The organism is Sphingomonas sp. PAMC 26617 (genome assembly GCF_000242835.1).
In the GTDB taxonomy this organism is placed as follows: Bacteria; Pseudomonadota; Alphaproteobacteria; order Sphingomonadales; family Sphingomonadaceae; genus Sphingomonas.
In genome coordinates this window covers 31,502-55,287 of record NZ_JH594425.1, presented here as the reverse complement: position 1 = coordinate 55,287, position 23,786 = coordinate 31,502, and the positions used below count along the sequence as shown (strand labels likewise).

Annotated in this window: 17 protein-coding genes; 11 read left to right on the top strand and 6 right to left on the bottom strand. The window is 65.1% G+C overall.

Annotation, left to right across the window (positions count from 1 at the left end; all coding sequences use genetic code 11):
* The first annotated feature begins 160 nt into the window (after nt 1–160).
* Nucleotides 161–817, top strand: coding sequence for a YoaK family protein (locus RH91_RS00220; protein ID WP_010160439.1), 657 nt, complete (start codon nt 161–163; stop codon nt 815–817).
* Between the two features lie 333 nt (nt 818–1,150).
* Here the strand turns inward: RH91_RS00220 and RH91_RS22750 are convergent, their stop codons facing one another.
* A complete protein-coding gene (locus tag RH91_RS22750; protein WP_029623478.1) occupies nt 1,151–1,306 on the bottom strand; it encodes a hypothetical protein in 156 nt (51 codons plus the stop codon).
* 136 nt (nt 1,307–1,442) lie between these two features.
* On the opposite strand from RH91_RS22750, the gene ubiA reads away from it, so the two are divergent.
* From ubiA to RH91_RS00200, 3 genes are all read left to right on the top strand, one after another.
* The gene (ubiA, locus tag RH91_RS00210) at nt 1,443–2,369 is read left to right on the top strand and encodes a 4-hydroxybenzoate octaprenyltransferase (protein ID WP_029623477.1); all 927 of its coding nucleotides are present in this window, start codon (nt 1,443–1,445) and stop codon (nt 2,367–2,369) included.
* Between the two features lie 82 nt (nt 2,370–2,451).
* Nucleotides 2,452–3,807 (top strand): TldD/PmbA family protein, encoded by a 1,356-nt coding sequence (locus RH91_RS00205; RefSeq protein WP_010160437.1) that lies wholly within the window; start codon nt 2,452–2,454, stop codon nt 3,805–3,807.
* Nucleotides 3,800–4,579, top strand: a complete 780-nt coding sequence (locus RH91_RS00200; RefSeq protein ID WP_010160436.1) for an inositol monophosphatase family protein — start codon at nt 3,800–3,802, stop codon at nt 4,577–4,579. The genes RH91_RS00205 and RH91_RS00200 overlap by 8 nt, the downstream gene beginning before the upstream one ends.
* Before the next feature lie 161 nt (nt 4,580–4,740).
* Here the strand turns inward: RH91_RS00200 and RH91_RS00195 are convergent, their stop codons facing one another.
* The 3 genes from RH91_RS00195 to rpoB all read right to left on the bottom strand — a co-directional run bounded on the left by RH91_RS00195 (nt 4,741) and on the right by rpoB (nt 14,038).
* Nucleotides 4,741–5,289: a pseudouridine synthase gene (locus tag RH91_RS00195; RefSeq protein WP_010160435.1), complete on the bottom strand. Its 549-nt coding sequence runs from the start codon at nt 5,287–5,289 to the stop codon at nt 4,741–4,743.
* Nucleotides 5,290–5,391: 102 nt separating this feature from the next.
* Complete coding sequence (rpoC, locus tag RH91_RS00190; RefSeq protein ID WP_010160434.1) at nt 5,392–9,684, bottom strand: DNA-directed RNA polymerase subunit beta'; 4,293 nt, start codon at nt 9,682–9,684, stop codon at nt 5,392–5,394.
* Nucleotides 9,685–9,853: 169 nt separating this feature from the next.
* On the bottom strand, nt 9,854–14,038 hold the full coding sequence (gene rpoB / locus RH91_RS00185; protein ID WP_010160433.1) for a DNA-directed RNA polymerase subunit beta: 4,185 nt from the start codon (nt 14,036–14,038) through the stop codon (nt 9,854–9,856).
* Between the two features lie 350 nt (nt 14,039–14,388).
* Between rpoB and RH91_RS22920 the strand changes: the two genes are divergently transcribed.
* The 6 genes from RH91_RS22920 to RH91_RS00150 all read left to right on the top strand — a co-directional run bounded on the left by RH91_RS22920 (nt 14,389) and on the right by RH91_RS00150 (nt 20,560).
* Complete coding sequence (locus tag RH91_RS22920) at nt 14,389–15,600, top strand: hypothetical protein (protein ID WP_232283348.1); 1,212 nt, start codon at nt 14,389–14,391, stop codon at nt 15,598–15,600.
* Between the two features lie 52 nt (nt 15,601–15,652).
* Entirely contained in the window at nt 15,653–16,177 is a 525-nt protein-coding gene (locus RH91_RS00175) for a DUF2975 domain-containing protein (protein ID WP_010160429.1), read from the top strand.
* Nucleotides 16,177–16,395 (top strand): helix-turn-helix domain-containing protein, encoded by a 219-nt coding sequence (locus tag RH91_RS00170; RefSeq protein ID WP_010160428.1) that lies wholly within the window; start codon nt 16,177–16,179, stop codon nt 16,393–16,395. Before RH91_RS00175 ends, RH91_RS00170 begins: the two co-directional genes overlap by 1 nt.
* Complete coding sequence (locus RH91_RS00165) at nt 16,392–17,180, top strand: hypothetical protein (protein ID WP_010160427.1); 789 nt, start codon at nt 16,392–16,394, stop codon at nt 17,178–17,180. The genes RH91_RS00170 and RH91_RS00165 overlap by 4 nt, the downstream gene beginning before the upstream one ends.
* A 355-nt stretch (nt 17,181–17,535) precedes the next feature.
* Entirely contained in the window at nt 17,536–18,576 is a 1,041-nt protein-coding gene (locus RH91_RS22745; protein ID WP_086010149.1) for a hypothetical protein, read from the top strand.
* Nucleotides 18,577–19,744: 1,168 nt separating this feature from the next.
* Nucleotides 19,745–20,560: a hypothetical protein gene (locus RH91_RS00150; RefSeq protein WP_010160424.1), complete on the top strand. Its 816-nt coding sequence runs from the start codon at nt 19,745–19,747 to the stop codon at nt 20,558–20,560.
* 424 nt (nt 20,561–20,984) lie between these two features.
* Here the strand turns inward: RH91_RS00150 and rplL are convergent, their stop codons facing one another.
* Together rplL and rplJ are read right to left on the bottom strand one after the other, a co-directional pair.
* Nucleotides 20,985–21,362 (bottom strand): 50S ribosomal protein L7/L12, encoded by a 378-nt coding sequence (gene rplL, locus RH91_RS00145; protein WP_010160423.1) that lies wholly within the window; start codon nt 21,360–21,362, stop codon nt 20,985–20,987.
* Nucleotides 21,363–21,432: 70 nt separating this feature from the next.
* The gene (gene rplJ, locus RH91_RS00140) at nt 21,433–21,966 is read right to left on the bottom strand and encodes a 50S ribosomal protein L10 (RefSeq protein ID WP_010160422.1); all 534 of its coding nucleotides are present in this window, start codon (nt 21,964–21,966) and stop codon (nt 21,433–21,435) included.
* A gap of 579 nt (nt 21,967–22,545) precedes the next feature.
* On the opposite strand from rplJ, the gene RH91_RS00135 reads away from it, so the two are divergent.
* Complete coding sequence (locus RH91_RS00135) at nt 22,546–23,715, top strand: pyridoxal phosphate-dependent aminotransferase (protein WP_037478404.1); 1,170 nt, start codon at nt 22,546–22,548, stop codon at nt 23,713–23,715.
* Nucleotides 23,716–23,786 lie beyond the last annotated feature (71 nt).

The window sequence follows — 23,786 nt, the reverse complement described above, 5'->3', positions numbered from 1 at the left end:
GGCGTATTGCCGCCGCTGCACAATCGTTCGCATTCGAACCCTGCTTCCCTGGCGGAGGCCGGGACCCAGTCGACGTGCAGGCGTTTGGACGGAATGCCCTATTGAGCACTCTGCGCCACTGGCCCCGGCCTTCGCCGGGGATGAAGCTAAGGACTCGACCATGACACGATACAGCGCGCGCGTCTGGCTGCTCGCGGCGGGAACGTCGAGCATGGCGGGCTATGTCGATGCGATCGGTTTCCTCAAGCTCGGGGGGCTGTTCGTGTCGTTCATGAGCGGCAATTCGACCCGGCTCGCGGTTGGCCTGGTCGTCGACCCTTATGTCGCGCGGGTCGCGATCGGGCTGCTCGGTGCGTTCGTCGGGGGCGTCGTGCTCGGCACGCTGATCGCGGCGGCGGCAGGGCGGTGGCGCAAGCCCGTGATCCTGCTGGTGGTAGGCGCACTGCTTGCGATGGCGGGCTGGCTCGATACGCAGGGCGTGGCGGGATGGGCAACGCCGCTGATGGCGGCGGCGATGGGCTGCGTGAACACCACCTTCCAGCGCGCGGGCGAGGTGAGTATCGGCGTCACGTACATGACCGGCACGCTCGTCAAGTTCGGGCAGCGACTGGCGGATGCGGTGCTGGGCGGGGCGCGCTGGGCGTGGGTGCCGTATCTGGCGCTGTGGGTGGGTCTGGTCGCGGGCGCGCTGGCAGGCAGCCTGGCGTATCGTGCGGTTGGCCTGGCGAGCCTGTGGGGCGCAGCGGGCGTGGCGACCGTGCTGGCGGGGTTCGCGTTGCTGCTGGGGCCAGCCGAGCCTTCGCGCACGCGCGCCTAGAGCCCGAAGCCGCCAGGTGTCGGATGGCCCGCGGGGCGCTTTGCCCGGTGTCCAGCTGGAGGGGCGACCGGCAGGTTGTGATCGATGGGTGGCGCACCACCACTAGGTGCTTCCGTAGTGGCTTAAGCGGAGCGAAGCACGATCCGGTTGCGGTCGGGTGCCCGCGCTTCGTAGACCAGCTAATATTTCAGGTCACCCGCCCATTTGCGCGGCGGTCGCGCGGCGATCTCGTCGCGACCGGTGACGACTTCCCGGCATTTTCACACGGCCGGTCACCGGTGTAAGCCAGTGCGGCTTGGGGCGGCGCTACCGATGACGTGCCACCGCTTCCGTCTACCGCCGCCGAAACCCCGCACGGACCAGTACCGCGAGCAGCGCGACCGCGATCGCGCCGAGCACGACCCAGGCCGCGACCATCCCGACGCTGCGCGCCACCGCCCAAAGCAAGGCTTCGAAGAAGCGCCCGATCGCGACGGAAAGATGGACCAAGAGCGGGGGTCTCCGGGGCGTTCGCCAAGCGGGGCCGAACGGGAGGGGCGGGTGTGGTCACCTCTGTGCCGACCCCGGATGGCAAAAGCGAGGCGCAATGTTTCCCCGGCGAGGCCTCTTGGGCTACGGCGGCGGCATGTCCGCCATCCCGCCCTCCGCTCCGCTCCTCACCCCCGATACCGAGCATCGCGGGATGATCGGCCTCTTGCCCGCGCCCGCGCGGCCGTTCGCGCTGCTTGCGCGGTTCGATCGCCCGATCGGGTGGTGGCTGCTGTTCTGGCCCGGCGCGTGGAGCGTCGCGCTGGCCGGGGGCGCGGTCGACCGCTGGGACCTGATTCTGTGGCTGTTGCTGGGCAGCATCGCGATGCGCGGCGCGGGGTGCGTGTTCAACGACATCATCGACCGCGATCTCGACCGGCAGGTCGCGCGGACACGCAGTCGACCGCTCGCGAGTGGCGCGGTCTCGGTCACGGCGGCGGCGGTGTGGCTGGTCCTGCTGTGCCTGGTCGGGCTGGCGGTGTTGCTGCAATTGCACGGCTTCGCTGCGGTGGTCGCCTTGTGCAGTCTCGCGCCGGTCGCGGCCTATCCGTTCATGAAACGGATCACCTGGTGGCCGCAGATCTGGCTCGGGCTGGTCTTTTCGTGGGCGGCGCTGGTCGGCTGGGCGGAGATCACGCGCGCGCTCTCCTGGCCCGGGCTACTCTTGTACGCGGGGTCGATCTGCTGGGTGGTCGGCTATGACACGATCTACGCGCTCCAGGACCGGGAAGACGACGCCCTGATCGGGGTGCGCTCGTCGGCGTTGCGCATGGGAAGCCGCGTGCGATCGGGCGTCGCAGCCTTCTATATGGCGGCGCTGGCGCTGTGGGCGGGCGCGATCTGGGTCTTGCGGCCGGATTGGCTAGCGATCGTGGCCTTGCTCCCGGTCGCCTTGCATTTCACGTGGCAGGTGGCGACGCTTCGCCCCGATGACAGCGCGGGCGCGCTGGCGCGGTTCCGGTCGAACCGGTTTGCGGGGTTGCTGATGTTCCTGGCGTGCGTCGTGGTCGGAACGACGCTCTGACGGCCCGGTCCGAAGCGGTTGCACCCGTGAAGACCGCGAAACCGCTCTAGCATCGAGCGGTGCGACGTCTTAAGTCCACGCCATGTTGACCCCCGATCAGGCGCAGGATCGCGCCGCCGCCATCGTCACCCGTGCCACCGCCGCTGGCGCCGATGCCGCCGATGCCGTCTATGCCGCCGACATGTCGCTCGACATTTCGGTCCGGCTCGGCGCACTCGAGGACGTCGGCCGGTCGGAAAGCGCGGACCTCGGCCTGCGCGTTTTCGTCGGCAAGAGGTCGGCGAGTGTCTCCACATCCGACCTGTCGGACGACTCGATCGGCGCACTGGTCGAGCGGGCTGTCGCAATGGCGCGCGAGGCACCCGAGGATGCCTGGGCCGGGCTCGCCCCGAAGGAGCGACTGATGCACGGCGCGCCGCCGCTGCTCGACCTCGACGATGGTGGCGAAGCCTCGCCCGAGAGCCTGCGTGAAGTCGCGCTCGCTGCCGAGGACGCGGCCCGCGCGGTTGCGGGCGTCACCAACAGCGAGGGCGGCTCGGCAAGTGCCTCCCGGTCGATCTGGGCATTGGCGACGAGCCACGGCTTCGCCGCAGCCTATGCGACCAGCGCGTATGGTCTCTCGGCAAGCGTCCTTGCGGGCGCGACCGAAGGTGGTGGCGAAATGGTCCGGGATTATGCGTTCAGCTCGGCACGGCATCGCCGGGCGCTCGAAGCCCCCGAGGTGATCGGGACAAAAGCGGGCGAACGTGCGGTCGCGCGGGTCAATCCAGGTCGTCTCGCGAGCGGGCCGATGTCGGTGGTGTACGATCCGCGTGTCGGGTCGAGCCTGCTCGGGCATCTGATGGGCGCGATCTCGGGATCGGCGATCACGCGGAAGACGAGCTTCCTGCTCGATGCGCTCGGAACGCAGGTATTCTCGGACGGCGTCACCGTGCTCGACGATCCGCACCGCCCGCACGGGCTGCGCTCGCGTCCGTTCGACGGCGAGGGGCTGCCGGTCAGCCCCACCGCGATCATCGAGCATGGCATGCTCGAGGCATGGCTGCTGGACAGCGCTTCGGCGCGGCAATTGGGGTTGGAGCCGACCGGGCATGCCGCACGCGGCGTCGCCGGCGCGCCGGGGGTTTCGCCGAGCAACGTCCACATGGTCGCGGGCAAGGTGCCGGTTTCGACGCTGATCGAAGACATCGCCAATGGCGTGTTCGTGACCGAGCTGATCGGCATGGGCGTCAACGGCGTGACGGGCGATTACTCGCGCGGTGCGGCGGGGTTCCGGATCGTCGACGGGCAGATCGCGGGGCCGGTCGCCGAGTTCACGATCGCGGGCAATCTGCGCGACATGTATCGCAACCTCACCCCCGCCAACGACCTCGAGTTCCGTTATGGCACCAACGTGCCGACGCTCCGGGTCGAGGGGATGACCATCGCCAGTGGTTGAGCCCGGCCTGGCGGATGCGGTCGCGGCGATTGCGGCGGAAGCGGGAGCACTGGCGTTGCGCCAGTGGCGGACCGACTTCGCGCGCTGGGAAAAGAGCCCGGGCGATCCGGTGTGCGCGGTCGATCTGGAGGTGAACGCGCTGTTGCGCGAGCGGCTGTCCGCGTTGCTCCCCGACGCTGGCTGGCTGTCCGAGGAGACGGCGGACAATGCGGACCGGCTGGCGTGTTCGCGGCTGTGGGTGGTCGATCCGATCGACGGGACGCGCGATTATATCCGCGGGCGCGACGGCTGGGCGGTCTCGGTCGCGCTGGTGGACCAGGGGCAGCCGGTGATCGGCGTGCTCGATGCCGCCGCGCGCGGGCAGGTGTTCCGCGCCGAGCTGGGGCAGGGGGCGTGGGGCAACGGCGTCCGGCTGCGGGTCGGCGACCGGACGGTGTTCAGCGGGTCGCGGGTGCCGACCGATGCGCTGCCCAAGGTCGATCGCGATCTCGTCGCGGTGGCCAAGCCCAACTCAATCGCGCTGCGGATCGCGATGGTCGCGGCGGACGAAGCGGATCTGGTCGCGACGCTGCGCTGGGGCTGGGAGTGGGATGTGGCGGCAGCAGTGCTGATCGCCGCCGAGGCGGGGGCTAGCGTTTCCGATGCCTTGGGGCAGGGGCTTTCCTTCAATACGCCGCGGGCGCAGGCGTTTGGCGTCGTGACGTCGGTGCCGGGGATCCATGCCGCTGCGATCGAGCGGTTGCGCGAGCGGGCGACGGTTTTGTCGCGGTGATGGGTGAGGCCGCCAACTGAGGTTGGTTTTGCTGCACGGCCCCACCCCAACCCCTCCCCTGAAGGGGAGGGGCTTTCCACGCGCGCTTCTTTTTTAGCCCCTCCCCTTCAGGGGAGGGGTTGGGGTGGGGCCGTGTCTCACCGAGAACCCGGCCTACGTGCCTAAACCAGAACCTCCCGCATCTCCCCCGGCGCCAGCCCCGCGATCGTCCACTCCCCGATCCTCCACCGCACCAATCGCAGCGTCGGAAACCCCACAGCCGCAGTCATCCGCCGCACCTGCCGGTTACGCCCCTCGCGAATCGTCAGCGAAATCCACCCATCCGGCACGCTCTTGCGAAACCGCACCGGAGGATCGCGCGGCCACAGCGAAGGGTCGTCGATCCGCTCAACCTCGGCGGGCAGCGTCATCCCGTCCTTGAGCAGCACCCCCGCGCGCAACGGCGCCAATGCCGCGTCGTCGGGATCACCCTCGACCTGGATCAGATAGGTCTTGGGCAGCTTGAACTTCGGGTCCGCGATCCGCGCCTGCAACCGGCCGTCGTCGGTCAGCAGCATCAGTCCCTCGCTGTCGCGGTCGAGCCGCCCCGCGGGATAGACGCCGGGCACCGCGACATAGGCGGACAGCGTCGCGCGCGGGGTGGGGGACTTCGCGTCGGTGAATTGCGACAGGACGTCATAGGGTTTGTTGAGCAGGATCAGGCGCGCCATCGCCGTGCCTTACGCGTTCCGCTCACATAAAAAAACCGCCGCCCGGGAATGGTCCCGGACGGCGGCTCTTTTCAGATCAGGCAGATCACCCGAACGCGGAGCTTACTCCTTGTTCAGATACTCGCCCGCATCGGCATCGGTGCCATGACCGCTGGTGGTGACGGCCGCGAGCGGATCGCTCCCGGCACCGCCCGAGTCACGCGTGGAGCGCGCGAGCTCTGCGTCATGCTCTTCCTTCGCCGAGTTCGGCGCGACGATCGCAACCTCCGCGAGACGCCGCTGCTGGACCCGCAGCGCCGCATCGCGCGACGAAGCAGTGACGCGCAGGCGGTTAAGCCCCGCTCCCGTACCCGCCGGGATAAGACGACCCACGATCACGTTCTCCTTGAGACCGGTCAGCGTGTCCTTCTTGCCCTGCACCGAAGCCTCGGTAAGGACTCGGGTGGTCTCCTGGAACGACGCCGCCGAGATGAAGCTGCGGGTCTGCAGCGACGCCTTGGTGATGCCGAGCAGGACGGGCTTGCCCTGTGCCGGACGCTCCTTCTTGTCGATCTTCGAGTTGATCTCGTCCATCTCGTCGCGATCGACTTGCTCGCCGGCGAGCAGCGTGGTGTCGCCGCCGTCGGTGATCTCGACCTTCTGCAGCATCTGACGAACGATCGTTTCGATGTGCTTGTCGTTGATCTTCACGCCCTGGAGACGATAGACCTCCTGAATTTCCGACACGAGATATTCCGCCAAGGGCTCGATGCCGAGCACTTCGAGAATGTCGTGCGGATCGGGCGAACCACCGATCAGGTTGTCGCCGCGCTTGACGTAATCGCCTTCCTGCACGTCGATGACCTTCGACTTCGGCACCAGATACTCCACGACATCACCGCCGTCCTCGGGCTGGATACCGATCTTGCGCTTCGCCTTGTAATCCTTGCCGAACACCACGCGGCCGGAGACCTTTGCGATGATCGCATTCTCCTTCGGCTTGCGGGCCTCGAACAGCTCGGCAACACGCGGCAGACCACCGGTGATGTCGCGCGTCTTGGCGCTCTCGCGGCTGACACGGGCCAGAACGTCGCCGCCCGAAACCGTCGCCCCATCCTCGACCGAGAGCGTCGCGCCCGGAACCAGCATATATCGGCCGGCTTCCTCTGCGCTTTCACCCGTGAGGGTGAGGCGCGGACGAAGATCTTCCTTGGCCTTGGTCGTGGCACGATATTCGATGACGACACGCTGCGAGATACCGGTCGCTTCATCGGCCTGCTCGGTGAGGGTCTTGCCCTCGATCAGATCGACGTACTTCACGACACCGGGGTTCTCGGTGATCACCGGCATGGTGAAGGGATCCCACTCCGCCAGACGATCGCCCTTTTCGACGATGTGGCCATCGTCGAACAGCACGTACGCGCCGTACGGAATGCGGTGCACCGCGCGCTCGCGGCCGTCCATGTCGACGATCGCGATTTCGCCCGAACGGCTGAGCACGACGCGGCGGCCACGCTGGTCGGTGATGGTGCGAAGATCACGATATTCCATCGTGCCGTCGGCCACTGCCTCCAGGTTGGACTGCTCGTTGAGCTGCGCCGCACCACCGATGTGGAAGGTACGCATGGTCAGCTGCGTGCCCGGCTCACCGATCGACTGCGCGGCGATGACGCCGACCGCTTCACCGATGTTCACCGGCGTACCGCGGGCGAGATCGCGCCCGTAGCACTTGCCGCAGACACCGATCTTGGTCTCGCAGACCAGCGGCGAGCGGATCTTGCACGACTGCGTCCCGACTGCCTCGATCCGCGCAACCATCGGCTCGTCGAGCAGCGTGCCCGACGGGATCACGATCTCGCCGGTCTTGCTGTCCACGATGTCTTCCGCGGTCGTACGACCGAGGATGCGCTCACCGAGCGACGCGATGGTCGAACCGCCCTGAACGATCGCACGCATTTCGAGCGCACGGGTCGTCCCGCAATCCTCCTCGATGATGACGCAATCCTGCGACACGTCGACGAGACGGCGGGTGAGGTAGCCCGAGTTGGCGGTCTTCAATGCCGTATCCGCGAGACCCTTACGGGCACCGTGGGTGGAGTTGAAGTATTCGAGGACGGTCAGGCCTTCCTTAAAGTTCGAGATGATCGGCGTTTCAATGATCTCGCCCGACGGCTTGGCCATCAGACCACGCATACCGGCAAGCTGCTTGATCTGCGCCTGCGAACCACGAGCACCCGAGTGGGCCATCATGTAGATCGAGTTGATCGGCTTCTCGCGGCCCTTGTTGGGACCGTCGTCGTAATGCTTGACCGCCTTGATCTCGTTCATCATCGCGTTCGCGACCTGATCGCCGCAACGGCTCCAGGCGTCGATCACCTTGTTGTACTTCTCCTGCTGCGTGATCAGGCCGTCCTGATATTGCTGCTCGAAGTCCTTCACCAGACCCTTGGTCTCGTCGACCAGGGCGATCTTGGCGTCCGGAATGATCATGTCGTCCTTGCCGAACGAGATCCCCGCCTTGAACGCGTGCTTGAAGCCCAGCGACATGATCGCATCGGCGAACAGCACCGTGTCCTTCTGGCCGGCGTGGCGATAGACCTCGTCGATCACGTCGCCGACATCCTTCTTGGTCAGAAGGCGGTTGACGATGTCGAACGGCACCTTGTGGTTCTGCGGCAGGCACTCGCCGAGCAGCATGCGACCGGGGGTGGTCTCATAGCGCTTGAGGTACTGCTTGCCGTCCTCGTCGGTCTGCGGGACGCGGCTGATGATCTTGGTGTGGAGCGTGACCGCGCCAGCCTCGATCGCGTGATGAACCTCCTGCATGTCGGAGATCATCATGCCCTCGCCGGGCTCGCCTTCCTTGAGCATCGACAGATAATACAGACCCAGCACCATGTCCTGCGACGGCACGATGATCGGCTTGCCGTTCGCGGGCGACAGGATGTTGTTGGTCGACATCATCAGGACGCGTGCTTCGAGCTGTGCTTCCAGCGACAGCGGCACGTGGACCGCCATCTGATCGCCGTCGAAATCGGCGTTGAACGCCGAGCAGACCAGCGGGTGAAGCTGGATCGCCTTGCCCTCGATCAGCACCGGCTCGAACGCTTGGATGCCAAGACGGTGAAGCGTCGGCGCACGGTTCAGCATGACCGGATGCTCGCGGATCACCTCGTCCAGGATATCCCAGACTTCCTTGCGCTCCTTCTCGACCCACTTCTTCGCCTGCTTCAGGGTCATCGACAGACCCTTGGCATCGAGACGCGCGTAGATGAACGGCTTGAACAGCTCGAGCGCCATCTTCTTCGGCAGACCGCACTGGTGCAGCTTGAGTTCCGGACCGGTCACGATGACCGAACGACCCGAATAATCGACGCGCTTGCCGAGCAAGTTCTGGCGGAAGCGGCCCTGCTTGCCCTTGAGCATGTCGGACAGCGACTTGAGCGGACGCTTGTTGGCGCCCGTGATCGTGCGACCGCGGCGACCGTTATCGAACAATGCGTCGACGGCCTCCTGCAGCATGCGCTTCTCGTTGCGGACGATGATGTCCGGCGCGCGGAGCTCCATCAGACGCTTGAGGCGGTTGTTGCGGTTGATCACGCGGCGATACAGATCGTTCAGATCCGACGTCGCGAAACGACCACCGTCCAGCGGCACCAGCGGGCGCAGCTCGGGCGGGATGACCGGAACGACCTCGAGGATCATCCACTCCGGGCGGTTGCCCGAATCGATGAAGCTCTCGACGACCTTCAGGCGCTTGATAATCTTCTTGGGCTTAAGCTCGGACTTGGTGACCGCGAGCTCCTCGAGGAGCTCCTTGCGCTCGCCCTCGAGATCGAGGTCCTGCAGCATGATGCGGACGGCTTCCGCGCCGATGCCGGCCGAGAAGGCGTCTTCGCCATACTCGTCCTGTGCGTCGAGGAGCTCGTCCTCGGTCATCAGCTGGTACTTTTCGAGCGGGGTCAGGCCCGGCTCGATCACGATATACGCCTCGAAGTACAGCACGCGCTCGAGCTGCTTGAGCTGCATGTCGAGCAGCAGGCCGATGCGCGACGGCAGCGACTTCAGGAACCAGATGTGCGCAACCGGGGCGGCCAACTCGATATGGCCCATGCGCTCACGCCGGACCTTCGAGACGGTGACTTCGACGCCGCACTTCTCGCAGACGATGCCCTTGTACTTCATGCGCTTGTACTTGCCGCACAGGCACTCGTAATCCTTGATCGGACCGAAGATGCGCGCACAGAACAGGCCGTCACGCTCAGGCTTGAACGTGCGATAGTTGATGGTCTCAGGCTTCTTGATCTCACCGAACGACCAGCTGCGGATCTTGTCCGGGCTGGCGATGCCGATCTGGATCTGGTCGAAGGTCTCGGCCTTGACGACCGGGTTCGCGAAATTGGTCAGTTCGTTCATGGAGATGAACCTTTCCTCGAAATCTTACCCCCACCCGCGTGCGGGAGGGGGAGGGACCCAGCCTCTTCAGGCTGGGAGGGGGTGGGCACCCGGTAGCGACCGTGCGGTCGGCCGCGGGCCGGGAGCCCATCCCTCAATCCCCTCCCGCAAGCAGGAGGGGAGGCTCTTGTTATTCCGCCGCGATCGCGACGCCGTCGCTGTCGAAATGCTCGGTCGTGGTCAGCTCGATGTTGAGGCCGAGTGAGCGCATTTCCTTGACGAGAACGTTGAAGCTCTCCGGAATCCCGGCCTCGAACGTGTCGTCACCCTTGACTATCGCCTCATAGACCTTGGTGCGCCCGACGACGTCGTCCGACTTGACCGTGAGCATTTCCTGCAAGGTGTACGCAGCACCATATGCCTGAAGCGCCCAGACCTCCATCTCGCCGAAGCGCTGGCCACCGAACTGCGCCTTACCACCCAGCGGCTGCTGCGTGACGAGCGAGTACGGCCCGATCGACCGGGCGTGGATCTTGTCGTCGACCAGATGGTGGAGCTTGAGCATGTAGATGATGCCCACGGTCACCTTGCGGTCGAACTGATCCCCGGTGCGTCCGTCGAACAGATCCGACTGACCCGACGTATCGAGACCCGCCAGTTCCAGCATCGCCGAAACGTCGGCTTCGCGGGCACCGTCGAACACGGGCGTTCCCATCGGGATACCGGTGCGCAGGTTGTCCGTGAGCTCGATGATCTGCTCGGCAGTCCGCGCCTCGATGTCTGCGGCATAGTGATCGCCGTAGACTTCGAGCAGCCGTGCCTTGACCGCGTCGGGCATGTCGCCCGGCTTCGGCTCAGGATTGGCATCGCGCCATTCCTCGAGCGCACGATGGACCTGCTGACCGAGGTTACGGGCAGCCCAACCGAGATGCGTCTCGAAGATCTGACCAACGTTCATGCGCGACGGCACGCCCAGCGGGTTGAGCACGAGATCGACCGGCGTGCCGTCGGCGAGGAACGGCATGTCTTCCGCCGGCAGGATGCGGCTGATGACGCCCTTGTTCCCGTGACGGCCGGCCATCTTGTCGCCCGGCTGCAGCTTGCGCTTCACCGCGACGAACACCTTGACCATCTTGAGCACGCCTGGCGGCAGCTCGTCACCACGCTCGAGCTTGTCGCGACGATCGTGGAACTTGTCGAGGATCAGCTTGGCGGCATCGTCATACTGCGTCTTGACCGCTTCCAGATCGCTCTGGGTCTTGTCGTCGGCAACCGCGAACTTCCACCACTCGTGACGATCGACGCTGTCGAGGACGTCCTGGTCGATGACCACGCCCTTCTTCGGCCCGTTCTTGGGGACGGCGGTTGCCGTCTGGCCGATCAGCATCTCGCGCAGACGCGACCAGGTCGCGCGGTTGAGGATGCTGCGCTCGTCGTCCGAGTCCTTTTTCAGGCGCTCGATTTCCTCGCGCTCGATCGCCATCGCACGCTCGTCCTTGTCGATGCCGTGGCGGTTGAACACCCGGACCTCGACGACCGTCCCGGCAACACCCGGCGGCAGGCGGAGCGAGGTGTCGCGCACGTCCGACGCCTTCTCACCGAAGATCGCGCGGAGCAGCTTTTCTTCCGGCGTCATCGGGCTTTCGCCCTTCGGCGTGATTTTGCCCGCGAGAATATCGCCCGGCTCGACCTCTGCACCGATGTACACGATGCCAGCCTCGTCGAGGTTGCGAAGCGCTTCCTCACCGACGTTGGGGATATCGCGCGTGATGTCTTCCGGCCCGAGCTTGGTGTCGCGCGCCATGACTTCGAATTCCTCGATGTGGATCGAGGTGAAGACGTCGTCCTTGACGATGCGCTCGGAGATGAGGATCGAATCCTCGTAGTTATACCCGTTCCACGGCATGAACGCGACGAGCGCGTTACGGCCGAGGGCGAGCTCACCGAACTCGGTCGACGGGCCGTCGGCGATGACGTCGCCGGCGGTAATCACGTCGCCCACCTTCACCAGCGGACGCTGGTTGATGCAGGTGTTCTGGTTCGAGCGCTGGAACTTCATCAGCGTGTAGATGTCGACACCCGACTGGCCGGCATCGATCTCGCCGGTTGCGCGGATGACGATACGCGCCGCGTCGACCTGGTCGACGATGCCCGCCCGCTTGGCCGAGATCGCCGCACCCGAATCGCGTGCCACGGTCTCTTCCATGCCGGTGCCGACGAACGGCGCTTCGGCCTGGACGAGCGGAACCGCCTGACGCTGCATGTTCGAGCCCATCAGCGCGCGGTTGGCGTCATCGTTTTCCAGGAACGGAATGAGCGATGCAGCGACCGAGACGAGCTGCTTGGGGCTGACGTCCATCAACGTGATGTTGGTGGGGATCGCCATCAGGAATTCGCCCGCCTGACGCGACGAAACGAGTTCCTCGGTGAAGGTGCCGTCCGCGCTCAGGTCAGCGTTGGCCTGTGCGATCGTGTGCTTGGCCTCTTCCATCGCCGACAGGTACACGACGTCGTCGGTTACCTTGTGGTCGATGACCTTGCGGTACGGCGTCTCGATGAAGCCATATTTGTTGACGCGGCTGAACGACGCGAGCGAGTTGATCAGACCGATGTTCGGGCCTTCCGGCGTCTCGATCGGGCAGATGCGGCCATAATGCGTCGGGTGAACGTCGCGGACTTCGAAGCCTGCGCGCTCACGCGTCAGACCACCCGGTCCAAGCGCCGACACGCGTCGCTTGTGGGTGACTTCCGACAGCGGGTTGGTCTGATCCATGAACTGCGACAGCTGCGACGAGCCAAAGAATTCGCGGACCGCGGCAACCGCGGGCTTCGCGTTGATCAGGTCGTTCGGCATCACGGTCGACACGTCGACCGACGACATACGCTCCTTCACGGCGCGCTCCATGCGGAGCAGACCGACGCGATACTGGTTCTCGAGCAACTCGCCGACCGAACGCACACGACGGTTACCGAGGTTGTCGATATCGTCGATGTCGCCCTTACCGTCCTTGAGGTTCACGAGCGTCTTGACGACCTCGAGAATATCCTCGGTGCGGAGCGTGGTGACGGTGTCCTCGACGTCGAGGTCGAGACGCATGTTGAGCTTCACACGACCAACCGCCGACAGGTCGTACCGGTCGGGATCGAAGAACAGGCCGCTGAACAGCGACTCTGCGGTCTCGAGCGTGGGCGGCTCGCCCGGGCGCATGACGCGGTAGATATCGGACAGCGCCTGCTCGCGCTCCTCGGCCTTGTCGACCTTGAGCGTGTTGCGGATCCACGGACCCGTCGCGACGTGATCGATGTCGAGCAATTCGATGCGATCGATGCCGGCCTGGTCGAGCAGCTCGAGGTTCTCGGCCGACACTTCGTCGCCCGCCTCGATGTAGATCTGGCCGGTGTTGTCGTTGATCAGGTCATAGGCGCTGTAGCGACCGAAGATTTCCTCGGTCGGGATCAGCAGGTCGGTCAGGCCGTCCTTGGCTGCCTTGTTGGCGGCACGCGGGCTGATCTTCTGGCCGTTGGCGAACACGATCTCGCCGGTCTTGGCGTCGATGATGTCGTACATCGGCTTCTGGCCACGCCAGTTCTCGGGCTGGAACGGGATGATCCAGCCACCCTGGCCACGGACGAAGGTCACGCGGTTGTAGAAGTGGTTGAGGATCTCCTCGCCGGTCATGCCGAGCGCATAGAGCAGCGCCGTAACCGGCAGCTTGCGCTTGCGATCGATGCGGACGTTAACGATGTCCTTGGCGTCGAACTCGAAGTCGAGCCACGACCCGCGATACGGAATGACGCGCGCGGCGAACAGATACTTGCCCGATGCGTGGGTCTTGCCGCGATCATGGTCGAACAGCACGCCCGGCGAACGGTGCATCTGCGAGACGATGACACGCTCGGTGCCGTTGATGATGAAGGTGCCGTTGCCCGTCATCAGGGGCATGTCGCCCATGTAGACGTCCTGCTCCTTGATATCGAGGACTGAACGCGAATCGGTGTCGGCGTCCACCTCGAACACGATCAGGCGCAGCGTGACCCGCATCGGCGCCGCGTAGGTGATGCCGCGCTGGCGGCACTCGTCGGTGTCGAACTTGGGGGGCTCGAGCTCGTAATTGACGAAGTCGAGTTCGGCGGTGCCCGCGAAATCGCGGATCGGGAAGACGCTGCGCAGCGTCTTCTCGAGACCCGAGACATACCCGATCGCGGGGTCGGAACGCAGGAACTGCTCGTAGCTTTCGCGCTGGACCTCGATCAGGTTCGGCATCTGCACGACTTCGTGGATGTTGCCGAAAACCTTGCGGATGCGGCGCTTGGCGGTGCCGCTTTCTGCTGCGCGCGGCTTGGCCGTGCCCTCGTTGGTTGCCTTGGTCGCCATGGAGTTTTTGCCCTCAAGCTCTAAATTCGTGCCCGGAAACGCCCGGGCGGGCACGCCGAAAACGCAAAAAGCCGCATGTCCTCCACAGGAGTGGAACGACAGCAGCTTTCATGCGTCTCGTGAAACCACAATCCCAATACGATCGACGAGCTGCGCGACGGCACGTCGTTTCCCGAAGACTGTGGTGGAGTGCGCCATATAGGGACGGTGGTCCGGGGTGTCAAATCATGGATTGACACGCGGCGCGGGCGGAGTCCGATCGGGCGAGCCGACTGTCGCGCGCGGTGGATCGTGGGGCGCGTCGGACGGTATGCTTTGGCGCACGTCATATTGTCGCTATGGCCGGGACTGTGAAGAACCTCTCCCGCTCCGTTCCATTCGCCCTCGCCACCGCGCTAGCGGCTCCGGCCTCTGCGCAGACCTCCGCGCCGGCGACGCCACTGCCCGATCTTGGCGGCTTCAGCTTGCCGTCGTCGCGGCCGACCCCACGCGTCGCGCCCGATGCCGAGCCGACGACGGGCGCTACTGCGCCGCGCCCGACGCCGAGCCCCGCCGCGCCTGTTGTCACGGCACCGGTCGAACCGCCGCGGGTTGTTCCGACCGTCCGCCCGACCCCGGTCGCGCGGCCGACCCCGGCACCGCGCGTCGTTGTACCGGCGCGGCCCGAGCCCGTCGCGACTCCGACCGCAGCAGCGCCGCCAACGGGGCCGCTGCCCGAGCCGGTGACGGCGCCGACTCCTGCTACCGTTGCGCCGACACCCGTAACCGCCGCACCGACGCCCGCAGTTTCGGCCACGCCGCAAACCTCTTCGCAAGCCGCGCCGGTAACCGAGACGCGCTCGTCCTGGGGCTGGGTGGCGCTGGCGATCTTGGCTGCGGCGCTGGCAGGGGTGGCGCTGCTGGTGTGGCGTCGGGGGCAGCGCGGGGATGCGGGTGAAGCGCCCGAGGATGCGGCGCCCCCCGAACTCCCGGTCGCCGCGCCGCGGGGGGCGGTCGCTCCGGCACCAACCGCTCCGACGCCGCCACCGGTGCCAGCCGCGACCGCAGCGCGCGCGCGGATCGAGATCGAGTGCGTCGCGACCCGCGGCGGGACCAACCTGTTGAGCGTGGCGGTCGATTACAAGATCGTCGTGCGCAACGTCGGCGACGCGCTGGCGACCGGGATCCGGGTCGATATCCGCCTGCTCGGGATGGGGACGCAGCACGATGCGCTGCTGGCGGCGCTGTTCGCGATGCCGATCGACAAGTCGATCGCCGCGCCGTTCGACCTGCCGCCGGGGACCGCGGTCGATCTCGGTGGGATGGCGATGCACCCCAAGGAGACGATCGAGACGGTCGAGATCGGCGGGCGGGCGATGGTGGTGCCGCTGCTCGCGGTCAACCTACGCTACGGGCTGGCGGGGGACGGGTCGAATGGCGGGAAGGGCCAGACCGCGCGGCCGTTCGTCATCGGGATCGACCCGGGGACGGGGGGGCGGTTGCAGCCGTTCCGCCTCGATGCCGGGGCGCGGATGGTCCAGAACGTGGCGATCATCGCGTACACGGATGGCGTTACCACTTGACGCCATATCGTTTATCGATACGTTTGACATCGATAAACGATATGAGTGGCATATGGCGGGACAGGACCGGGTTCTAAGCGCAGCGCGGCTGGTGCTGCGCGGTTTTCTCTATGTGAACATCGCTGCAGCGGTCATGTTCGCGGTTGCGATCCTCGTGTCCTTCCCGCTCGACGGCGCGCTGACGGCGCAGCTGACCCGCAAATACGGGCCGGCGATGGATGTCGGCGCGATCATTTGGGGTCTTCGGTTGCTCGCGGTGGCGGGGATCGTTTCGGGGGTCACGCTCCACCAGATCTTCAAGGCCCTGCTCGCGATCGTCGCGACGGTGCGCGCGGGCGACCCGTTCACCGCCGCCAGTGCGAAGCGGCTCCACACGATCGCCTGGGCAATGCTGGTGATCCAGCTGCTCGACCTCGGGCTCGGAGGCTTTACCGCCTGGGCGATGGCGCGGCATCTCGAGATGCCGAGCTGGACCCCGACCTTCAGCGGCTGGATCGTGGTGCTGATGCTGTTCGTGCTTGCGCGCGTGTTCCAGCGCGGCGCGGAGATGCGCGACGATCTGGCGATGACGGTCTGATGCCGGTCGTCGTCACGCTCGAGGCGATGCTCCATGACCGGCGGATGACGCTGACCGAGCTCGCCGCCGCGGTCGACCTGACCGTCGTCAATCTGTCGATCCTCAAGACGGGCAAGGCGCGCGCGATCCGCTTCTCGACGCTGGAGGCAATCTGCACGGCGCTGGACTGCCAGCCGGGGGACATCTTGCGGTTCGAAGCAGAGGGGGAAACGACATGAAACGCTTTTTCACAAACTGGGCGGGCGGGTTCGGCGATGGCGTGAAGGCGCTGCGCGCGCTGCCGTGGCTGGTCGCCGGGATGATCGCGCTCGAACTGGTGCAGCATGTGATCGAAGTCCACACCGGCTTCTTCTCGCTCGATCCGGCGGTGCGCAAGGCGGCGAGCCTGACGCCGGTACGGATGGCGCTCGGCTGGCCCAAGATGGTCGCGACCTGGGCGCTCGCCTTCTTCGCGGTGCGCTTCCTCGTGCTGGACGATGCGCGCGCGGCGCTGCGCGTGCCCGCGCTGGCGTGGCGGCGCTATGCGGGGGTGGTGGTGTTCCAGTTGGTCCCGGCGCTGGCGATCATCTATGCCGAGCCGATCCTCGCGGCGCTGGGGACCACGCCGACCGCACCGGCAGTGATGGGGGTGCGGCTCGTCTTCGGGCTCGGCCAGCAACTGCTCGAGCCGCTGCTGCTGCTGTGGTTCGTCAACGCCGCGATCGGGACAACGGGCTTTGGCCCGGTCGCTTCGGCGCGTGCGACAGGGTGGTGGTATTTCGTCGTCTTGCTGATGGTGTTCGTCACCCGGCTGCCGTTCAACGCGGCGCATCAGGCGCTCAACCGCTATGCGATGGGGCAGTCGGCGGGTGTGATGTGGGGAATGCTAGCGCTCGACGCGGTGCTCGTCAGCATCATGGTGGTGATGATCGCGGCGGTGCAGCTGCGCGCGGCGGGGTTTGTCGCGGAGCGGCGGGGGGTGCGGGTGCTGGCGGAGGTCGCGCGGGGGGTGGCGGTGGCTTGAGGGGGGTGCCGGACGGGGGGGGGGCAAACTCGTCGCGGTTGACGACTGGTAACGCCCAAGATCGGACGGACCGGAAACGCCCAAGTGGGACGTTTAGTCCCCACGTCTGTATCCTAAAACCAGTCACTCGTTCGTTTCTCATAGTAGCCTTGGATTGAGCGGGTGGCCGCTAAAGCTATTCCAGCCGCCTACTCCTTTTCAAAGTGACGCTTTGCTAAGGACGCGGGACTGCTACGAAATGTCACGAATATCTCCTTCAAACGAATTAGATTTAACTTGTTGGTGATATCCGTTGCTGGCGCTCTTCCCTTCTAATACGTGTACCGAAAGTGCGTGAAAGAGATACGAGGGAACCATGCGTCACCGTCAAATCGCACTATCCATTATCGGCTTGTTCCTGAGCAGTTGCAGCGGAGGGGATCCGACGTCGGTTCCTGTCGTAACGCCTTCCCCGACCCCGAGCCCGACCCCCGGTCCGACGCCGGCGCCAACGCCAACGCCAACGTCAACGCCGACCCCTGCGCCGACGCCAACCAACACGACGCTCACCGACCTGAGCTACGACCAGCAGTTCGTCACCCCGTATGGCCAGTTGAAGTATGGGCGTAACGCGGCGAACCAAAATAGCGTGAACGCGGTGGGCGCGGGATCAAGCGCTACGTTCGTCCAATATTTCGCCGCAACCAAGACTTATCGTGTGTTTGACCCGACCTATAATCCGGCCACGGAAGTACCGATCACTTACACCGATTTCGGCGAAGCGCAGCGCGTGGCGGCGCAATCGACGTCGGACTATTCCGTCTACAGCGTGCCCGGTTCCGGCTTCCCGAGCTACAGCCTGCGGCTGCTCAATCCCGGTCCGACGAACTCGCTGATAGCGCTGACTTACGCTTCGATCGGAATTTACGAAGTGCGCATGCTACCGGGAAAGCCCCCCTTGCTTTCGCCGGATACTCTGCAGGCTTTCTCTTACGGCATTGCACCATCGGCAGGCGCAGCGCTTCCCGGCAGCGACACCGCTTATCAAGGGATCGTAACTGGGGTCGGCTTGCGGGATTCCTATACGAGCGGCGTTCCGGTTTACGCGCTAAGCGGGCAGGCGAGCTTGATCGTCAACTTTGCGAGCGGGTCCTTGTCCGGCACGATCACCTTGACCGGCGTCAACGACCTTACCGGGGCAACCGAGACCTTGGGTAGTTTCACCATCATGAAGAACGGTACGCTTGCGCAGATGAGCGCGTCGGGTCGTTTTACGAGCGGCACCGGTCAGATCGCATATACGGCCTACGGCCCTGCGAGCGAGGAACTTGCCGGTGGCGTCGGTTTCCGGTTGAAGGATGTCGATCCGAGCCGGCCTGACTTCGTGCTGACCCTTGCCTTTGCTACCAAGCGCTAGCATGCGCCCGCACAAAGCCGCGGCGGGGCTGGATGCAAGTTGTGATCGCGCTTGACGGAGCCGGGCCGAGACTGTCGATATGGCGTTGGGAATGAACGGCTTCATACTATAGTTCACCAACGAATAGTGGCCAGACCAATTTCCGCCGCATGGCGACGTTCGGCGGCGATGAACGCGACCGCCGTTTCCGAAGGCGCACCGGCCATCGGGCGGAAAGAGGCCCTTCCGCGGTCGCCCAATGGCTGCCGTAGATCAACCATAATACTACCGCCGAAAGCGGACACGACTTCTTCAGATACGCGCAATCGTTAGCGCAGATACAGTTCGCCACACATGCCAGACGCACCGACCAGCCACGGCGATAACGCAGAGCCACCAGACGATCGCAAGGAGACCTCCCACCAAGGGGTCAAAGAAAAAAACTGGGATGACCGGAAGGAATAGCGATCGTTGATAAAAGAACTCGATGGGTTTGTTGATACCGCAATACGCCAAGTCCAACGCGAACGGCCCATCTGCGAAGACTGTGTGATCGACGGGGCATATTTCGGTAATGAACACTCCGATCAGAGGCGCGCCGACAGGACTAAAGACGAGGAGCAGGCACAAAGCTGCCCTGACAAGGTGCCCGCGGATTGTCATGAAATCCGTCTTACGCAGAGCATTGTTGCCACTTTATTGAGGTCCTCTTTTCGAAAGAGCCACCTCAAACCGGACCGTCGCTTTCCCACCACTTTTCGCCGTTCCGCACGCGATTGCAAGCCACCGTCTCGGGAAAACCAACCGGCAGCTATCGGGGGGAAGAATAGGTCAGGCAAATATCGACCGGGTTCGACCGTTCAGGCACAAACATCCATTATTTGATACGCATAACGGCGTTGCGGCTCCCTCGACTTCGATCCTATAGACTGTTGTTACTGTGTCGGCAGGACTGTGGTACGTTTCAGGGGGATTTATTGGTATGATCCGAAGCAAGGTGTTTGTCAGGTTCGCCGGTGCCTGTTCGGCGTTGGCGCTCGTCAGTGGATGCGGTGGCAATGGAGCGAGCGGCGGCGGGGTGACTGCGGTGACGACACCCACTCCGACCCCAACGCCGACACCGGCTCCTGCGCCGACACCCACTCCCACACCGACGCCTGTCGCAAATTTCTCGTCGCCGGTCAGCGCGGTGGCCGCGACCGGCCTTGGCAGCCTGACCGGATCGATCACCGACCCGGATGGCAATGGCACGATCGCCGGGTTGAACATCAACGGCAACGAGACCGCGACGCTGGTGATCAACGGCATTACGGAAAGCTTCAGCAACGATCCGGCGATCCCGTTCCAGGCGCCGCAGACCTATATCGGCGCCGACGGCACGAAGCGGATCATCCCCGTCTCGGTCCTCTCGAACGGCGGCATAACGCGCACCGGGGATCAGATCGACATTTACAGCGCCGAGCAAGGCGTGCCCGCGGCTGGCCAGACGAGCACCAACACGCCGGTCAAGAACGTCTATCTCATCGGCTATGCCAGTAGCGCAGGCTCGCTCGGCAACCAGCATGCGTTCAGCGTGATCGGCGATCCGACTGCCCCGGCAACGCGACCGACGACCGGCACCTATACCTATACCGGCGAAGCGGTCGGCTATGCCTATGATTATGGCGACGGTACCGGTGTAGCCACGCAGTTCATCGGGCCGGTTACGATCACGGTAAATTATGCCGCGACCGCAGGGGGCGCATTAGGCCACATCACGGTCAGCCAGTTCCAGGCGCTCAGCGATACCACCAAGCCGTTCACGGTCGATCTGGTCGCAGATGCGCTGGCGAGCGGCGTGCTCCAGGGCACGTCGCTGACGCTGACCGGCTTCGGCCAGACGAGCCCGCTACCCGGAACGTTCCAGGGGCAGACCTACGGCGTCAACGCGCTGCAGGTCGGCGGCGTCTTCCAGTTCAGGAGCGGAACCAGAACCATCGTCGGCAGCTTCGTCGCCGCGCGGTAGGGCGCCCGGGCCCTGTCGCCGCCTGTTTAGGCATCCCCGGCGGCCAGGAGGGGGCTGCGCGCGCAGGACGTTCGCATTCGACCGGGATGCGGACCGCCTGGCTGCGGTCGTTTCGGGGCAGTTTGGCGTGGCGTGGGTCTAGGGGGTGTTCTCTGCGAGGCACTTCCCCACCCCAACCCAGCGTCGGGTCGGTCATGCCCCCGGCATGACCTGAACAGCGCGGGGCGCTGTTCACCCGACGCTCCTGAAGGGGAGGGGCTAAGGGAGACGGGCGCTTTGTTGGGCGAACGGTCGGGGGCAAACGCACGGCTCCACCACCCGCCGGACGCAAAAAGGGCGACCCCCTCGAGAGGGGCCGCCCTTTTCGGTTCGAACCAAGGTCCGGAAGGGAAGGGCGCCGGTTGCCCGCCGCCCTTCGCCTGCCTTACTTGACTTCGACGGTCGCGCCAGCTGCTTCGAGCTGCGCCTTGATCTTGGCTGCTTCGTCCTTCGAAACGCCTTCCTTGACGGCCTTGGGAGCCGACTCGACCAGCGTCTTCGCTTCGGTCAGGCCGAGCGCGGTGATCGCACGGACTTCCTTGATGACGTTGATCTTCTTGCCACCGTCGCCGGTGAGGATGACGTCGAATTCGGTCTGCTCTTCAGCAACCGGTGCTGCTGCGCCGCCGCCAGCTGCCGGAGCTGCTGCGACTGCTGCTGCGGCCGAAACGCCCCACTTCTCTTCGAGCATCTTCGACAGGTCTGCTGCTTCGATGACGGTGAGGGCCGAAAGCTGGTCAACCAGCGCGTTGAGGTCTGCCATGTGTAGTCTCCAGTAACAGGGGCATCGCCCCATGGTTTCAGTTCAAAAGATCTCGAATACCCGACAGATGTCAGGCGTCCGCCGTTTCCTGTTCGGCGTCCTTCTCGGCATAGGCCGAAAGCACACGAGCGAGCTGAGCCGCAGGCGCCTGGGCGATCGTCGCGAGCTTGGTTGCAGGTGCAACCAGGAGGCCCACGATCTTCGCGCGCAGTTCGTCCAGCGACGGCATCGTCGCGAGTGCCTTCACGCCGTCCACGTCGAGGACGGTCGCACCCATCGCACCACCGACGATTTCGAACTTGTCGTTCGTCTTCGCGAATTCCACGGCCACCTTGGCGGCCGCGACGGGGTCGATGGAACTGGCGAGACCGACCGGACCCGTGAGCATGTCGCCCAGCGGGGTGTAGTCGGTGCCGTCCAGAGCGATCTTGGCAAGCTTGTTCTTCGAGACCTTGTAGCTCGCGCCAGCATCCCGCATCGCATTGCGCAGCTTTGTCGACTGGGCAACGGTCATGCCGAGGTTGCGGGTGACGACCACCACGCCGACTTCGGCAAAAGTGCGGTTCAGCTCTGCAACGAGCTCGGTCTTTTGAGCACGATCCATGCCATTCTCCACTTTTTTGGCCATGCCGCGAACGGCACGACCGGTTACGAACCAGGGCGCAGATGCACCCCGGAAGTGTCCAGCGATGGGGAATGGGAGCGACGCCCGTCATCGCCGCAAGGGCGAGGAGGAGGGCGGCAAGCCGGAACGCGGGCGAACCCGGTTGCGGCGAAAATCCTGTCCCCGTCTCGGCAGGGCATTAAGACCGACGGAATTCGGCCACCTGCTGTCTCGGACGGTCCTTCCCCAAGCGAACTCGGGTCGGGAGAGCGGCGCTGATAGCTGGATGCGGGGGAAAGTCAACGGGGGGCGTTGCGCCGTCCCCACCACCGTCATTCCCGCGACCGCGGGAATCCATTAGCGTTACGCTTGATATTCGAGGTCAGCCCGTATGGATCCCCGCCTCCGCGGGGATGACGGAATTAGAAGGTGAACGGCGGCCGAAGAAACAATGTTGCGAATCTGTTTACGCAACGATTTGCCACCTTCCCTTTCGGGCTGTTTTACGGAACACTCTGTCGCCAAGGGCCGGTGAGCCCGCGCAGGAGTGGACGGACTTCCTCCAACAGGAGCCGACCGATGACACAGACCATTTTATTGAACCCGGAAACCGACGACGACCTGCTGACGCGCGGGTTCGCGCGGCGCGATCTGGCGCGAATCGCGGCGGTGTTCGGCGCCGGCGCGGTTGCGGCGAGCATCGGGCAACCCGCCTGGGCGTCGGGCGGCGTGCCCGATCCCGCCCCAAGCGCGAAGGTGCGGATCGGCGCGAACGAATGCTGGACCGGCCCGCTCGCGCCCGGCGCGACCGCGGCCGCGACGATGATCGGGCAGGGCAACCGCTATTCGCCGCAGGACCAGCGCGGTGATTTCATCAAGGCGGTGATGACGGTCGAGCAGGTCCCGTTCGACCATGTCGCGCCCTGGCCGGGATCGAGCGATCCGCTGTGCCGCGCGGTGGTGAGCTATTGTTCGCCGACCCGCGGCCTCGTCACCGCCGATCCGACCTTCGAGCTTGCGGGGCGGACCGCGGCGTGGCTCGGCGCGCCGGTCAAGGCGGTGCCGCTGACGGCCGAGTATACGCACGACGTGAAGGCGATGCTCGCCGCGGACCCGAACGCGGGGCTCTATTACATCTGCACCCCCAACAATCCTACGGGCACGATCACCCCGCTCGCCGACATCGAATGGCTGATCGCGAACAAGCCCGCAGGGTCGATGGTGCTGGTCGACGAAGCGTACACGCATTTCGCGGGCGTGCCGGTCGCCTCCTATCTTGCGGTGAAGCATCCCGACGTGATCGTGCTGCGGACCTTCTCCAAGCTGTTCGGGATGGCGGGGCTGCGCGTCGGCTATATCATCACCGATCCGGCCAATATCACCAGGATGATGCGCTACGACGGCGGGATGCAATCGGGCGCGCTGCCGGTGACGAGCATCGCCTGCGCGACCGCGAGCCTGACCGCCGCGCCGCTGATCGCCGCCCGCCGCGCGCAGATGGAGACTGCGCGGGGACTGACGCTCGATCATCTCAAGGCGAAGGGGATCAGCGTCAAGCCGACCAACGCGAACATGTTCATGATCGACTGGAAGACCCGGCAGGCGAAGGACATGCAGGTCGCGTTCCGCAAGGAGAGCGTCGAGATCGGGCGGTCGTGGCCGATCTGGCCGACGGTCAGCCGGGTGACGGTGGGGTCGGCGGCGGAGATGAAGGCGTTCTGCACCGCGCTCGACCGGGTGATCGCCTGACGCGGGGTAAGCCCGGACACATAATGATACGCGAGTGAAACCAACTGCCGGTTTTCGGGTTGATTGGCCGT

Coding starts and splice junctions, on each gene's coding strand:
- rplL (WP_010160423.1), bottom strand. CDS start 21,362: ATGGCAGACCTCAACGCGCTGGTTGACCAGCTTTCGGCCCTCACCGTC.
- rpoB (WP_010160433.1), bottom strand. CDS start 14,038: ATGGCGACCAAGGCAACCAACGAGGGCACGGCCAAGCCGCGCGCAGCA.
- RH91_RS00170 (WP_010160428.1), top strand. CDS start 16,177: ATGCCGGTCGTCGTCACGCTCGAGGCGATGCTCCATGACCGGCGGATG.
- RH91_RS00195 (WP_010160435.1), bottom strand. CDS start 5,289: ATGGCGCGCCTGATCCTGCTCAACAAACCCTATGACGTCCTGTCGCAA.
- RH91_RS22745 (WP_086010149.1), top strand. CDS start 17,536: ATGCGTCACCGTCAAATCGCACTATCCATTATCGGCTTGTTCCTGAGC.
- RH91_RS00165 (WP_010160427.1), top strand. CDS start 16,392: ATGAAACGCTTTTTCACAAACTGGGCGGGCGGGTTCGGCGATGGCGTG.
- RH91_RS00175 (WP_010160429.1), top strand. CDS start 15,653: ATGGCGGGACAGGACCGGGTTCTAAGCGCAGCGCGGCTGGTGCTGCGC.
- rpoC (WP_010160434.1), bottom strand. CDS start 9,684: ATGAACGAACTGACCAATTTCGCGAACCCGGTCGTCAAGGCCGAGACC.
- RH91_RS00205 (WP_010160437.1), top strand. CDS start 2,452: ATGTTGACCCCCGATCAGGCGCAGGATCGCGCCGCCGCCATCGTCACC.
- rplJ (WP_010160422.1), bottom strand. CDS start 21,966: ATGGATCGTGCTCAAAAGACCGAGCTCGTTGCAGAGCTGAACCGCACT.
- ubiA (WP_029623477.1), top strand. CDS start 1,443: ATGTCCGCCATCCCGCCCTCCGCTCCGCTCCTCACCCCCGATACCGAG.
- RH91_RS00220 (WP_010160439.1), top strand. CDS start 161: ATGACACGATACAGCGCGCGCGTCTGGCTGCTCGCGGCGGGAACGTCG.
- RH91_RS00135 (WP_037478404.1), top strand. CDS start 22,546: ATGACACAGACCATTTTATTGAACCCGGAAACCGACGACGACCTGCTG.